The 12,467-nt window shown below is 66.7% G+C and carries 16 protein-coding genes and 1 pseudogene; 6 read left to right on the top strand and 11 right to left on the bottom strand.

Annotated elements, in window-relative coordinates; translation table 11 throughout:
* The 3 genes and pseudogenes from N825_RS39875 to N825_RS27285 all read left to right on the top strand — a co-directional run.
* Positions 1–189 (top strand): annotated as a pseudogene (locus N825_RS39875) (S41 family peptidase); the annotation flags it as partial.
* 16 nt (positions 190–205) lie between these two features.
* Positions 206–1,501, top strand: a complete 1,296-nt coding sequence (locus N825_RS37015) for a divergent polysaccharide deacetylase family protein (RefSeq protein ID WP_051513257.1) — start codon at positions 206–208, stop codon at positions 1,499–1,501.
* Positions 1,502–1,521: 20 nt separating this feature from the next.
* Entirely contained in the window at positions 1,522–2,016 is a 495-nt protein-coding gene (locus N825_RS27285; protein ID WP_037458922.1) for an RNA pyrophosphohydrolase, read from the top strand.
* Here the strand turns inward: N825_RS27285 and N825_RS37010 are convergent.
* The 3 genes from N825_RS37010 to N825_RS27270 all read right to left on the bottom strand — a co-directional run bounded on the left by N825_RS37010 (position 1,997) and on the right by N825_RS27270 (position 4,855).
* The gene (locus N825_RS37010; protein ID WP_157619570.1) at positions 1,997–3,244 is read right to left on the bottom strand and encodes a sensor histidine kinase; all 1,248 of its coding nucleotides are present in this window, start codon (positions 3,242–3,244) and stop codon (positions 1,997–1,999) included. The two genes, N825_RS27285 and N825_RS37010, sit on opposite strands and share 20 nt — an antisense overlap.
* A 123-nt stretch (positions 3,245–3,367) precedes the next feature.
* Complete coding sequence (locus N825_RS27275; RefSeq protein ID WP_037458920.1) at positions 3,368–4,246, bottom strand: transglutaminase family protein; 879 nt, start codon at positions 4,244–4,246, stop codon at positions 3,368–3,370.
* A gap of 195 nt (positions 4,247–4,441) precedes the next feature.
* A complete protein-coding gene (locus N825_RS27270) occupies positions 4,442–4,855 on the bottom strand; it encodes a phasin family protein (protein ID WP_037458918.1) in 414 nt (137 codons plus the stop codon).
* A gap of 349 nt (positions 4,856–5,204) precedes the next feature.
* Between N825_RS27270 and N825_RS27265 the strand changes: the two genes are divergently transcribed.
* Together N825_RS27265 and N825_RS37000 are read left to right on the top strand one after the other, a co-directional pair.
* Entirely contained in the window at positions 5,205–5,708 is a 504-nt protein-coding gene (locus N825_RS27265; protein ID WP_037458917.1) for a CHAP domain-containing protein, read from the top strand.
* Between the two features lie 212 nt (positions 5,709–5,920).
* Positions 5,921–6,310 (top strand): ribbon-helix-helix domain-containing protein, encoded by a 390-nt coding sequence (locus N825_RS37000; protein WP_084165112.1) that lies wholly within the window; start codon positions 5,921–5,923, stop codon positions 6,308–6,310.
* A gap of 89 nt (positions 6,311–6,399) precedes the next feature.
* On the opposite strand, the gene N825_RS27255 is transcribed toward N825_RS37000, so the two are convergent.
* The 3 genes from N825_RS27255 to N825_RS27245 are packed head-to-tail and all read right to left on the bottom strand — an operon-like array spanning position 6,400 to position 8,798.
* The gene (locus N825_RS27255; RefSeq protein ID WP_051513249.1) at positions 6,400–7,293 is read right to left on the bottom strand and encodes a TIGR01459 family HAD-type hydrolase; all 894 of its coding nucleotides are present in this window, start codon (positions 7,291–7,293) and stop codon (positions 6,400–6,402) included.
* 8 nt (positions 7,294–7,301) lie between these two features.
* A complete protein-coding gene (locus N825_RS27250; RefSeq protein WP_037458915.1) occupies positions 7,302–8,408 on the bottom strand; it encodes a quinone-dependent dihydroorotate dehydrogenase in 1,107 nt (368 codons plus the stop codon).
* Between the two features lie 3 nt (positions 8,409–8,411).
* Positions 8,412–8,798: a DUF952 domain-containing protein gene (locus N825_RS27245; protein WP_037458914.1), complete on the bottom strand. Its 387-nt coding sequence runs from the start codon at positions 8,796–8,798 to the stop codon at positions 8,412–8,414.
* A gap of 307 nt (positions 8,799–9,105) precedes the next feature.
* On the opposite strand from N825_RS27245, the gene N825_RS27240 reads away from it, so the two are divergent.
* Positions 9,106–9,324: a hypothetical protein gene (locus N825_RS27240; RefSeq protein ID WP_037458912.1), complete on the top strand. Its 219-nt coding sequence runs from the start codon at positions 9,106–9,108 to the stop codon at positions 9,322–9,324.
* A gap of 101 nt (positions 9,325–9,425) precedes the next feature.
* Here the strand turns inward: N825_RS27240 and N825_RS27235 are convergent, their stop codons facing one another.
* From N825_RS27235 to N825_RS27215, 5 genes are all read right to left on the bottom strand, one after another.
* On the bottom strand, positions 9,426–9,704 hold the full coding sequence (locus tag N825_RS27235) for a 3TM-type holin (protein ID WP_084165110.1): 279 nt from the start codon (positions 9,702–9,704) through the stop codon (positions 9,426–9,428).
* Positions 9,701–10,198, bottom strand: a complete 498-nt coding sequence (locus N825_RS27230; protein WP_051513246.1) for a cell wall hydrolase — start codon at positions 10,196–10,198, stop codon at positions 9,701–9,703. Before N825_RS27230 ends, N825_RS27235 begins: the two co-directional genes overlap by 4 nt.
* Positions 10,195–10,518, bottom strand: coding sequence for a hypothetical protein (locus N825_RS27225; RefSeq protein ID WP_037458910.1), 324 nt, complete (start codon positions 10,516–10,518; stop codon positions 10,195–10,197). Before N825_RS27225 ends, N825_RS27230 begins: the two co-directional genes overlap by 4 nt.
* An 83-nt stretch (positions 10,519–10,601) precedes the next feature.
* Positions 10,602–12,119: a phage terminase large subunit gene (terL, locus tag N825_RS27220; protein WP_037458909.1), complete on the bottom strand. Its 1,518-nt coding sequence runs from the start codon at positions 12,117–12,119 to the stop codon at positions 10,602–10,604.
* Complete coding sequence (locus tag N825_RS27215; RefSeq protein WP_037458908.1) at positions 12,120–12,467, bottom strand: hypothetical protein; 348 nt, start codon at positions 12,465–12,467, stop codon at positions 12,120–12,122.

Below are 12,467 nucleotides of genomic sequence, written 5' to 3'. Positions count from 1 at the left end.
CAGGCCGCTCCTCCGGGCGGCGCTCCGGTCCCGGCACCCGCCCCGGCTCCGGGCGCCGCGGCACCGCAAGGCGAGGAAGGCGATCCGGCGGCCGCCGCCAACCCGGCCGATCAGTTCGACTACCAGCTGGCCCGGGCGCTCGACCTGATCCGCGGCGTGTCGCTGTTCAACACGCGCGCCGTCAACTGAGCCCGGTGGGATATCGATGGCAACCGCCGCGAAGACCGCGCCCAAGGCGAAAGCCGGCAAACCCAAGCTGAAGGTCGCCATCGATGTCGCCGCCATCAAGCGGTCGCTGGCCGGCATCCTCGCCAAGCTGAAGCCTGGAAAACGGAAGCCGGCCAGTCCCGTGGCCGACGGCGAGAAGACGCTGTCGACCGAGATCGACACCGGCGTCGGCCGCAATCTGGTGACCCGGCGGATCAAGACCATGGCCATGGCGGTGAGGACCACCGCCAAATCCAGGAATGTCCGCCGCGCGGGCGCGGTGGTGGCCTTGCTGTTGCCCCTCGCGATGGTGGCCGGTGTCGCCTCCTGGCTGCTCAGCGGCGCCGAGGAGACCGAGCGGGAGCTGGCGGCCGCCGTCCCGCGCATCGTCGTTCCGGTGCTGTCGCCAGACAGCGGCGGCGTGATGATCCAGGACGAACCGGCCAAGCCGGTCCAGGCCACCGTCAACTCGCCCTATGATCCCGTCCCGATGGCGCCAGCGCCGGCCGCCGGCCTGATCGAGGACTCGCGCCGCGGTCCCCTGCCCCGGGTGGCGTCCGACGGCAGGACACCGTGGCAGACCTATGCCCGGCCCTTCTTCCATGACGACAAGCGCCCGCGCATCGCCTTGGTGATCGGTCCGCTGGGGGTTTCGGCCAACGCGACCCTACGCGCGATCGAGGGCCTGCCGGGCGCCGTCACGCTGGCCTTTTCCAGCACGGCGGGCCAGCTCGGCGGCTGGGTCGACCGCGCGCGCCGGCTGGGCCACGAGGTCATGCTCGACCTGCCGACTGAACCGTCGGACTTCCCGCGCAACGATCCCGGCCCCAACACCCTGCTGGTCTCGCTCGACGGCGACCGCAACCAGCAGCGGCTGCTCGACGCGTTCGGCCGGGTCACCGGCTATGTCGGCGTGCTGTCGCTCTCGGGCAACCGCTTCACCGGGGCGCCGGACAGCGTCCGTCCGATCCTGGCGGAGGCCAACCGGCGCGGGTTGATGTTCCTGGACGCCCGGGTCGGCGCCCGCAGCATCGCGGCCCGCGAGGCGACCAGGATCGGCCTGCCCCGAGCCATCGCCGACACCAGGATCGACGACGTGCCTTCGGCCGCCGCGATCGACGCCCGCCTGCGCATGCTGGAGGAGGCGGCCCGGCTGGACGGCGCCGCCGTCGGCATCGCCCAACCCTACCCCGTCACGCTGGATCAGCTTGGCGAGTGGATCAAGACGCTGGAGGGCAAAGGCATCGTGCTGGCGCCCATCACGGCGCTCGTCAACAAACAGGCCGACCGGTAGAAAGGCTTTTGGGGGTTCAAGTGAGCAAGGAAGAAAACAAGGCGCTCAAGCTGCCCTACCGCCCCTGTGTCGGCATCATGCTGGTCAACGCGGAGGGCAAGGTCTTCGTCGGCCGGCGGATCGACACGCCGGAGGGCTGGCAGATGCCCCAGGGCGGCATCGATCCGGGTGAGACGCCGCGTCAGGCGGCCGCCCGCGAGTTGCTGGAGGAGATCGGCACCGGCTCCGCCGAGATCGTGGCCGAGACGGCGGGGTGGCTGCGCTACGACCTGCCGGCGCATCTGATCGGCAAGGTCTGGAAGGGCAGATACCGTGGTCAGGAGCAGAAGTGGGTCCTCGCCCGCTTCACCGGCACCGACGCGGATATCGATCTCGCGACCGAACATCCGGAGTTCGACGACTGGCAATGGGCGGCGCCCGCCGACCTGCCAAGAATGATCGTGCCCTTCAAGCGGGCGATCTACGAGGCGGTCGTGACCGAGTTCCTGCCGCTGATCACGCCGACGCCAAACTGACCTCGAGGTTCTCCACGCGCTCGGCGGGGAACGTCAGCACGATCGTCGTTCCCCTGCCGTACACGCTGTCCAGCCGCAGCGACCCGCCATGCAGCTCGATCAGCCGGCGCGTCAGGGGAAGCCCCAGGCCGGTCCCCTGCTGGCGCCGGTTCATGGCGTTGTCGATCTGGCTGAACGGCTCCATGGCCTTGATCTGGTTCTCCGGTGTCATCCCGATGCCGGTATCCGTCACGGCCAATTCCAGCGCGCCGTGGTCCGCCACACCCGCCGAGACGGTAACCGATCCGCCTTTTGGCGTGAACTTGATGGCGTTCGACACCAAGTTGAGCACCATCTGGCGCAGCTTGCGCTCGTCACCCCACAGGGGCGGCGGCGGCATCGGCACATCCGCCCTCAGCGTGACCCCACCGCGTTCCGCCAAGTCGTTCATCAGCCGGACGCAGGACCCGACGATGCCCCGGACATCAATCTTGCCCTCGTTCAACTCCAGGCGGTTGGCCTCCGCCTTGGACAGGTCGAGCAGGTCGTTGATCAGGTCGAGCAGGTGCCGCCCGCTGACATGGATGTCGCCGGCGTATTCCCGGTACCGCTCGTGGCCCAGCGGACCGAACATCTCCGACTCGATCAGTTCGGCGAAACCGATCACGGCGTTGAGCGGGGTCCGCAGCTCGTGGCTCATATTGGCGAGGAAGCTGCTCTTGGCGGTGTTCGCCGCCTCGGCCGCCCGCCGGGCCTCGTCCAACTCACGGTTCTTGGCGCGCGCCTGATCGACCGAGCGGGCCATCAGGCCAAGGGCGGTACCGATGCCGCGGTATTCGCCCCGTTCCGTGACGACGAAGCCGCTGATCAGGGCATCCGGCTTGTCATGGGCGATGCGCTGGCTGACCTCGTCCAGGCTGAGGTCGCGGTCGACCACGAGCGGCAGGCGATCCATCAGGAGCGAGATCGGTCGCCGTTCGTACAGATCGCGCAGCAGGGGCTTGGCGAAGGTGGCGAACAGGCTTGGCCGGTCGATCATTCCAATCACGGAGCCGCGGCTAACCACGGCGAGGCCTGGCCATTCCGGGTGCTCGGCGAAGATGTCATAGACGCGGGTGCAGGGCGTTCCGGGGCCGATCGGCGGCAGGGGGTCGATCAGGTCGCCGGCCCTGAAGCCGCCCGGACCCGGAGCGACCCCGATCCCCTCGGGCGGATAACCGCCGCGCGGCGCCCGAGCACATCCGGACATGACCACCACCTCGAAATTACACACGAATCCAGTCTTGATCCTACCGCAATCGCGTGACGGTTTTCTTATCCCCCAGCGCTGGAAATGGCAACTCCGCGCATTATCGTGGATTTTGGCCGCCGCTCACTCCGACGCGACGACAACGTCCACATCCATACCCAGGAAGTCGCTGGCCTCGCCGAACCAGTCGCCACTCAGCGGCACCGCCTGCGCCGGATCGCGCGCGACCGCGACCCGGATCAATCCGGCCCCGCCGACGATGCCATTGGTCGGATCGAACTCGACCCAGCCGGCACCCGGCAGATAGATCTGCACCCAGGCATGGGTGGCTCCACCGCCGATCCTGCTCTCCGGATCGCCATCGACGGCGGGGTCATAGAGGTAGCCGGAGACGAAGCGGGCCGCGAAGCCCAGTGTGCGCGCCGCCTCCATCATCAGCAGCGTGTAGTCGCGGCAGGAACCCGATCCCAGCTCCAGCGTCTCGATCGGGGTCTGGGTGCCGGGGGCCGTGCGCGCCTTGTAGGTGAAGCCTTCCTTGATGGCGCGGGTCATCGAGACCAGCATGTCCTGCGTCTCGGTCGGGCCATCGGTCCGGATGAACTGCTTCGCCCATTCGTCGACCTTGTGGTCCGGATCCGGGAAATGACGCTCGATCGTGCGCCCAAGATCTGGCACCTCCTCCGCCGAGTAGGAGAAGGGATATATGCGGGCGTGATCCTCGATCGGGAAATTCGGGTTCGATAGGCCGAAGTGGTCGAGCCGAATGCGGCTTTCGAAGCGCAGTTCAGTCGCCTTCCGCTCGAATGAGACCATCGCGATCGAATTGCCGAAGACATCGTGCATCCACCGGACCGATTTCGGTGGCGGACTGATCACCATCCTGGTTTCCAGCAACCGCATGTCGTGACTGTCGCGTGGCCGGAACATCAGGCGATGGTCCCCAAACCCCACTGGCTTGGCGTATCGGTACACTGTCACGTGGTTGACGTTGAGGATGGTCATCTGGTCACCTTGGCCTGAACCCGAGAGGGAACGGGCGCGGCATCAACGTGGTGACCGCTCGAAGGTTCCTTGCATACTGGCGGGTATCCGCTCGACGCATCCCACAAAAGCGCGGGGACCGCGCCTGGGCTGGCGCGGTCCCCGTCGACTCGAAACAGGCCACGCCCAAGCGGACGAAGCCGCCGGCACGCCGGATCAGGCGGCCTTGGGCAGGGTCAGCGACTTCAACTCGGCGACGCTTTCCTCGGTGCGGGCGCTGATGATCGAGAAGGCCTCGCGACCGCCCTTGGTGGCGATCTCGGACAGTTCGCGAACCTGCGCGCCGACCTTTTCGGCCGTGGCCTTGGCGAGATCCGCCTGCAGGCTCAGCGAGGTGGAGATATCCTTGACGGCGAGCACGGCCTTGGCCTGCTCCGCGCTATCCTTGAGGTTGGCCTGGGCGATCTCGACCTGACGCCGCATCAGGGATTGGGACGTATCGACGACGATCTTACCGACCTTGAGCAAGGCTTCGATGTTACGGTTTTGCGCTTCGATCATCGACTTGATGTCGATGCCTGGGATCTTGGCGGTGAACAGCTTGCCGAAGTCGAAATCACCCTGGGACATCTTGGATCTCCATTAGTTTCATTTGTGTTGCAGTGCAACAAACTTGAGATGGCTTTGATAATGCGCCCACGATGCGCTGCCAACCTGATTCACGTGTCTGATCCACTGAAAAAGCTCCGCGGACACTTTGTCGCGGATAGCCCCAACCCCGGGGTCGGAATGATTCCAACTCCGTCAAACCTGACAGTACTCAACCATACAGATCATTATGTTCAATCCTTGGATCAGAGTAATTGATTGGCATAGTAAACAAAGCATTGGCAAGATCATACGATGGCGGGGACATGTTTTTCTTGAAGGGACGGCGATCAACATTGTAGAAGAGGAAAACCGGACCTGGGGAGCGACGATGCGTTTTTTGCGACTCGCGGGATTGGGGATGGTGGCGCTATCGCTGGCGCTGCCGCCGCTTCAAGCTTCGGCATCGTCCAGCTTCCTGAACTGTGTCCAGTACGTCCGCCAAGCCGGCAAGATCGACTTGGCGGGAAACGCGTGGATGTGGTGGGGCAACGCGAAAGGCCGTTACGCCACGGGCCATCTCCCCTCCCGCGACTCCGTCATGGTGTTCCAGCGGACCAAGGCGATGCCATCCGGCCATGTGGCGTTGGTCCGCCAAGTCCTGGACCAGCGCACCGTGGTGATAGAACACGCCAACTGGGCACCGCGTGACGGCGCCAAGGGCCGTGTCTCCCGGGACTTGGTCCAGGACGTCTCGCCCGCCAATGATTGGACCGAGGTCCGCGTGAGATACCGGCCCAGCATGAGCTTCGGCAAGGTCTACGCCACCAGCGGCTTCATCAGCCCCACCCCCCATGAAGTCCTCCAGGATGTCGCCAGCATGATCGAACCCTAAGCCGGCGCCTCGGCCCAACCCGAGTTTCCAGCTTCCGTCGATCCGACGTTCCACTCCGACCCCGCCAGGTCGGGCTACCTCGCCTGTGTCATTTTTAGGCCTATCGCATCGTCATATAACTTTCCGCGTTGTCATACGGCCGTGTGCATAGTACGAAACGCTTATAGTTATCGCCCAATGCATATTTGGCAAACAGAGCGGTGGTGGTGTCGATGCAAACGAATACGAACACGGCATTGATTTGCCGGAATGTGACTGTCTCGGGACGCAGGACGAGCATCCGGATGGAGCAGGTGATGTGGACCGCGCTGACGGACATCTGCCGCAGCGAGGAGCAATCGATCAACGAAATCATTTCGATGATCGACGAGAAGCGCGGCGAGACCAATCTCACCGCCGCGATCCGCGTCTTCCTGATCTGCTACTACCGGGACGGCTTGGCGGTCCAGGGCATGCGTTTCGGCGGCGTGGCCGAGGACTCCGATTTCGACATGATGGCCGAGCCGGCGACGGGGCAGGAGTTCCCGTGCGGCGCCCTGGTCAGCGCGGCCCTCGAGTCGGTTGGCCCCGCTCGGATCACGGTTGGAGCCGAAACCGACTGAGGCTGGTCGGCACCCAGGGTGATTTGATGTCCAAGGGCGTCCGGCGCGGTGAATGACGCGCCGGACGCCACTTGCGTTCCGCGTCCCAGCTACCAGTGAAAACGCGGAATGGCGCCCCGCGGGACGTGGCCGCTGGCCGCCGCAGCGGCGGCGAGTTTGACCGGGTCGGGGTGTTCGCCCCAGGCGGTCGCCAGCTCCTCCAAGTGGATGCCGCTGGTCACCAGCAAGGCGTCGATCCCGGCGGCGTTGGCGCCGGCGACATCGGTGCGGAAGCTGTCGCCGACCGCGACGATGCGTGTCCGGTCGGAAATCCCCAGCAGATCGAAGCAGCGCTTGTAGACCGGAGCGTGCGGCTTGCCGTGATAGCGGACCGAGCCGCCCAGCTCCTCGTAACGCTGGGCCAGCATGCCGGCGCAGATCGCCATCTTGGTGCCGACCACGACCACCAGGTCGGGATTGGCGCAGACCATGGGCAGCGAGCGCTCGGCGCAAGCCTTCAGGACCGGATCGTAATCCGCGATCGTCTCGTCGAAATCGTCGATCCCGGTGTTGACGACGAAATCGGCCAAGGCTGGATCGTTGACCATCTCGAGTCCCAGCCCCTCGAACACGTCCTGATCACGGGGCGGCCCGATATGCAGGCAGCGGCGCCCAAGGGCGGCGTGCCACGCGTCGGGTGGATCGGCCAAGGCGTCGTGGGTCGCCTCGCCGGAGGTCATCAGGTGATCGTAGTGGCCGGACGTGATGCCCATGCCCTCCAGCTTCGCCACGACGCCGGCGCGGCGGCGTGGCGCGTTGGACAGCAGGCAGACGCGCTTGCCGGCCGCCTTCAGACGTTCCAGGCAATCGATGACGCCGGCATAAGGCTCGACACCATTGTGCAGGACGCCCCAGAGATCAAGGATGTAGCCGTCGTAGCGGTCGGCCACGGCGGAGATCCCGGGGTGGACCGGCACCGGTGCTGGGTTTTCTTCGGGGTGCATATCGCTCTTCAAGCTGCGGGGGAAACGGATGGATCGAGCCGGTGATCGGCCCCGACCGCCGCCTGGAGCGACGCGAAACCATCGGCGCGCAAGGCCGCCGCCAAGTCCCGCTTGATCGCCCCGACCAGGGCCGGGCCACGATAGACCAGCGCCGTGTAAAGCTGCACGAGCGACGCGCCGGCCCGGATCTTGGCATAGGCGTCGCGGCCGGACGAGATGCCGCCGCATCCGATCAGCGGCAGGCGTCCCTCGGTCAGCCGGTACATCTCGGCCAGCATCGCTGTGGACGCCGCCATCAGCGGAGCGCCGCTGAAGCCACCCGCCTCGGCGGCTATCGCGGGGGGCAGTCCCGCCGGCCGGGTGATGGTGGTGTTGGAGACGATCAGCCCGTCGATCCCGCTGGCCAGCGCCACCTCCGCGACGTCGCGCTTGTCCTCGGTGGTCAGGTCGGGGGCGATCTTCAGCAGCAGGGGCGGCGGCGGACCGCCCGCCGGAGTCGCCTCCGCCCGCGCGGCCAGCGCCCGGCCAAGCAGTTCGGCCAGCGGTTCGCGGCCCTGGAGCGCCCGCAGCCCCGGCGTGTTGGGCGACGAGACATTGATCACGAGGTAGCCAGCCAGCGGGGTCAGGCGGCGGATCCCGATCTCGTAATCGGCGGCCGCGTCGACCGTCTCCTTGTTCTTGCCGACATTGGCGCCGACCAGTCCCGGCTTGCCGCCGGCACCCTTCAGGCGAGCCTCCAGCCGGCCGGCGACCGCGTCCAGTCCGTCGTTGTTGAAGCCGTAGCGGTTGATCATCGCGCGCTGCTCGGGCAGCCGGAACACGCGCGGACGCGGATTGCCGACCTGCGGGCGGGGCGTCACGCTGCCGATCTCGACGAAGCCGAAGCCTTGGGCCAGCATCGCGTCGGCGACCTCCGCGTTCTTGTCGAACCCCGCCGCGAGACCAACCGGATTGGGGAAGTCCAGGCCCCATAGCCGGCACGCCAGGATCGGATCGTCGGCGCCACGCGCCTTGGGCACGAGCCCGCTCTTCAACGCCGCGATGGTGGCGCCATGGGCGGTTTCCGGGTCGAGCCGGCGGAGCAACGGCCCCACGAGGGGATAAAGGTCGATCAAGTCTCAGCGATCCCGGGAAATGTCGCCCAACGGGGTTGGCGAAAGGGCTGGTGGAAATTGATGGCGTCCGTCCGGACCCAGTGGCAAGGGGTCGACGGCGACGACGGCGTCGAGCGGCAGGATGCCATACAGGTGCGGAAACAGCTGGCCGCCGCGCGACGGCTCCCACTTCAGCGCGGATCCCAGCCGGTCGGTCCGCACGCTGAGCAGGACGAGCCCCGCCTGCCCGCCCCGATGGCGGGCGGCGCTCTTGACGACCTGGGACGCGGTGGAGAAGTGGATGAAGCCGTCGGCCACATCCTGGGACGATCCGGAATAGTGGCCGGCCCGCTCGGCCGCCGCCCATTCCTCGGCCCGGCACATATGATGGATGACGGTGTCGCTGGTCATGTCCGGACACTAGCCGAAACATGCCGCGCTGCAAAGCGCGGGGCGTGTCGTGGACACGCGGACTGACACGCGTTTTTCGCAGAATGCGAGAGCCGAACCGCGAACCGAACGGCAAATTGCAAAGCTGAAACACTCATTCACATATCGCAAACCAACTTCATCGTGCCTAACAATCGGTCCAGCGGACGATCAAAGGCGATAAGTCCCTGTTTCCTCATGTTTTTTTATTTCGTCCTAGAGGTAACGATCGAACGACCAAAAATTGGCATCGATCTTGCCTATACCAAGCCGCCACCAGGAGGAAATCATGGACAATCGACTGCATTATCAAATCGACGAGAAACGCCCAACCAGCAGCGCGATGAACTACGCCCTCAACGTCGTCGAGGCGATGGGCGACACTGGCCTCGTCAACGTTCCGATCAAGCCGACCACCGCCATGCTCACGGCGGGCGCCAAGTCCGGCCATGTCAGCGTCGAGACCGCCTGGAAGATCTACCAGGCGATGATCAACGAGGAGGGCTGAGACCCCGTGCGAGCCTCTCGACGGTATCGGGATGACGTTTTCAGGATGACGGTGGCTCGACGGCCCTTGGAGCCGCCAGTCCACCGTCGGATCCCGACCCCTCAATATGACGGCTTCGGCGCGCCGCCCTGGGAAGCTCGTTTTTCTCCCGACCGTCGGTAGACGTAGACGCCAAGAACACCCAATCCGACGGTCCAGATCGTACCGAGCGACGCCATCGCGGCGATGATCTGGATGGCCTGCGCTGGGTCGGTGACGATCACCCAGGCGATGGCCCCCATCTGGGCGAGCCAGGTCAGCGCCATGACATACCCGAATGTCGGCCTCATCCGCCGAACATAGGCGTCCTCGCTGGCCAAACCCGCGCCAGTCCCGCTCATGCCGGCCACCCGGTAACGCCGGTCGCCTCGTCCCGGTAGAACAGGCGGTCGCCGATCTCCGCGCGAACGGACAGCCCGGCGGTCCAGTCCGGCAGGATGGAACTTTCGTGATAGCGCGTGGCGCCTCCGGTCGGATCGTCGAGCAGGCCGGCCGCCGCCCGCCGCGCGATCCGCAGGCAGGTTGCGAACAGCAGCGCGTCGGTCGAGCCCGGCGCTCCCCGGCCCGCCGGCTGGATCGTGGCGAGCTTGAGACGATCGGGATATTCGGCGCCCCAGCAGGGAAAGAGGCGGCAAATCGCCGCCAGCGGAACGCCCGGCGCCAGCGCCGCCCTGTTCAGGACGACCGCCGCCACCGCCTCGATCCCACGCAGGGTTTCGGTCCGCGCCTCGCCCCACAAGGTCCGCGCCAGGATGTCGATCGTCCCGGCGTCGGCGCCGGCGGCTTCCGCCACGGGAGTCGGCGTCGCCACGGGAACCAGCCGCCGCCGGCTCATCGCCGGTCCCCGGCGCGCTCGGCCTGGATCAGCGCGGCGCCATCCAGCTTGGCGTCGATCCGCAGCAGGTGATCGGTCAGCCGGCGCTCGATATCCTTGAGATAGCCCACCGAGACATAGGTCTTGGCGACCTCCAGCTTATAGGCGGACAGGCTTTCCCGCATCTGGGTCAGGGCCGTCTCGGACAGGTGGTGAAGGCGGTCGAGCGCCTCCTCGGACTCCTGGCGGACATGCCAGATCAGCCAGAACAGGGCGGCCAGCATGGGCAGCTCGACCACGGTGATCCACCAGGAAAGATTGATGCCGGTCGCTTCGGGCATTTGTTTTCTCCAACTCGGGACAGAAAAATGGCCGCCTCCGAATGGGGCGGCCTTGTTTGATCGCTCAGGGTCCGCCCGTCTTCTCAGACCCTGAAGTCGCTCGCGACCCGGGTCACGGGACCGCCCCGCCAATCGGCGTCGCGGCCGGGCCTCGCGGACGAACCGAAGCGGATCGGCTCCGCCAGCAGGCAGCCGGCGACGGCGTCCAAGCCGTCGTCATGGCCCTTGTGGCGGCCGCCGGGACGCCACTCGCGCATCTCGCGGATGAAGGCGGTGTCCCATACGCTCCGGTGGGCGTGGAGCGCGCCCGCCGCCAGCACGGCGTCGAACGCCTCCAGGATGCGGCGCTCCTTCGGCACCGAGGACGACTTCTCCAGCACCGAGGCGGCGACGCCGGCCTTGCCCAGTTCCCGCCGCAGGATGCTCGGCAGGAAGCGGCCGACGCCGTTGATCTCCAGCGACACCGCCGGCAGGTGGAAATCGCGGAGGAAGCCCGCGACCTGCCGGCACTGCTGGGTCGCCTCGTCGTCGGGGTCGTCGGGATCCACCGACAGGTAACGGACCCGGTGCAGCCAGAAGCCGCCCTCGGCGTCGGAGAAGACGGCGGCGACGACGCTGCCATCGCCAACCCCGCCCTCGCGCGGCGCCCCCTCCGGAGCGCCCGCGCCATAGGCGGGGTCCCACCAGCAGGTCGCCGACACCATGCGGCGGCCCTCCAGGGTCAGGACCGGCATGCCGCCGGCTTCCCTGTAGTCCAGTTCGGCCTCGTAGGAGCGAAGCTTATCGGGGTCGAGCCGGCCCTGGGCGACGCTGACCGGCCGCAACATCATCTGGCTTTCGAACTTGTTGGGTCCGGTCGCGCGCCGGATCCGGTCGATCACCTCGTCCGGGAAGCGGCCGGGCCACGCGCTGGCGCCGGCCTCGTCCCGCACAGGGATGAGCAGCCGCTTGAACTCCGCCAGGAACGGGACGGTCTCGCCGACCTCCCGGCGCGGCTGGTCGGCGTAGATGGTGTAGTAGCTGTGCGGCGTGCCGATGTAGAGCTGCATGCCGCCCGGCACCATGATGTAGTCGATCTCGCCCAGCCGATCGCGCAGATCCTCCCGTTTCGGCGCGGTGTCGCAGGTGCGCGGCACCTCGACGTCGTCGCAGATCACGACATCGGCCCGGCTGCCGGTCAGGTTGGCCCCGATCCCGCGCGCCAGCATGCTCGGATCGCGCAGCTCCATCGGCCTGTTGATGGTGAACTGGTCGCTGGCCCACTGGTCGGCCTTGTCCGGTCTCAAGTGCTGGGTCTGCGGATGACGCTCGATGATCCGCTTGACCGTGCGGACCATTTTCTTCGCGAGCGCCAGATCCGCCGCCAGCACCAGGATCCGGAGGGACGGGTCCGTCTTGAGCAGCCACGCCGCGAACAGCCCGACCACCGTCGATTTCCCGCTGTTGCGGAACGCCATCAGCAGCAGGCGCCGGTCGCCCCCGCGCCACTCCCGGGTCAGCCACTCGGCGATCCTGACGTGATGTTCGGGCGATGGCAGCAGTTGGTGCGAGTTCCAGATCACCAGGAATTCCTTGAAGCTCTTGAATTCCCTGCCCACCATTCAGTCCTCGTCCGACCCATCCGCGTCGTCCAAGGCGTCCCCCATGGCGTCCCCCATGGCATCCAAGGTCCGTTTCGCCCGTTCGTAGACATCGGCGAAGGGGTCCTCCCGAGGGGCGGCCTCGTCCTTCGGGGCCAGCACCGCCGCGACCAGCTTCTGGAACTGGAACAGCGCGGTCAGGTGGCCGATCGCGGACTTGCAGGCGTTCTGGAACGCGGTGAACTCCTTCGCCTCCGCCGGCGCCTCGGTCTCGGAGAATGCGGCGTAGGCGTCCACCGCCCGCCTGACCGCCGCCGGCAGGTCGGAGGTCAGCAGGTTGAGCCGCGCCTCCCGCTCTTGATCAAGCAT

It is taken from the genome of Skermanella stibiiresistens SB22 (assembly GCF_000576635.1).
In the GTDB taxonomy this organism is placed as follows: domain Bacteria; phylum Pseudomonadota; class Alphaproteobacteria; order Azospirillales; family Azospirillaceae; genus Skermanella; species Skermanella stibiiresistens.
The sequence above is the reverse complement of the archived record's forward strand: the minus strand, read 5'-3'. Positions and strand labels throughout refer to the sequence as shown.

Coding starts and splice junctions, on each gene's coding strand:
- N825_RS37015 (WP_051513257.1), top strand. CDS start 206: ATGGCAACCGCCGCGAAGACCGCGCCCAAGGCGAAAGCCGGCAAACCC.
- N825_RS37010 (WP_157619570.1), bottom strand. CDS start 3,244: ATGTCCGGATGTGCTCGGGCGCCGCGCGGCGGTTATCCGCCCGAGGGG.
- N825_RS27275 (WP_037458920.1), bottom strand. CDS start 4,246: ATGACCATCCTCAACGTCAACCACGTGACAGTGTACCGATACGCCAAG.
- N825_RS27270 (WP_037458918.1), bottom strand. CDS start 4,855: ATGTCCCAGGGTGATTTCGACTTCGGCAAGCTGTTCACCGCCAAGATC.
- N825_RS27265 (WP_037458917.1), top strand. CDS start 5,205: ATGCGTTTTTTGCGACTCGCGGGATTGGGGATGGTGGCGCTATCGCTG.
- N825_RS37000 (WP_084165112.1), top strand. CDS start 5,921: ATGCAAACGAATACGAACACGGCATTGATTTGCCGGAATGTGACTGTC.
- N825_RS27255 (WP_051513249.1), bottom strand. CDS start 7,293: ATGCACCCCGAAGAAAACCCAGCACCGGTGCCGGTCCACCCCGGGATC.
- N825_RS27245 (WP_037458914.1), bottom strand. CDS start 8,798: ATGACCAGCGACACCGTCATCCATCATATGTGCCGGGCCGAGGAATGG.
- N825_RS27240 (WP_037458912.1), top strand. CDS start 9,106: ATGGACAATCGACTGCATTATCAAATCGACGAGAAACGCCCAACCAGC.
- N825_RS27235 (WP_084165110.1), bottom strand. CDS start 9,704: ATGAGCGGGACTGGCGCGGGTTTGGCCAGCGAGGACGCCTATGTTCGG.
- N825_RS27230 (WP_051513246.1), bottom strand. CDS start 10,198: ATGAGCCGGCGGCGGCTGGTTCCCGTGGCGACGCCGACTCCCGTGGCG.
- N825_RS27225 (WP_037458910.1), bottom strand. CDS start 10,518: ATGCCCGAAGCGACCGGCATCAATCTTTCCTGGTGGATCACCGTGGTC.
- terL (WP_037458909.1), bottom strand. CDS start 12,119: ATGGTGGGCAGGGAATTCAAGAGCTTCAAGGAATTCCTGGTGATCTGG.
- N825_RS27215 (WP_037458908.1), bottom strand. CDS start 12,467: ATGCTTGATCAAGAGCGGGAGGCGCGGCTCAACCTGCTGACCTCCGAC.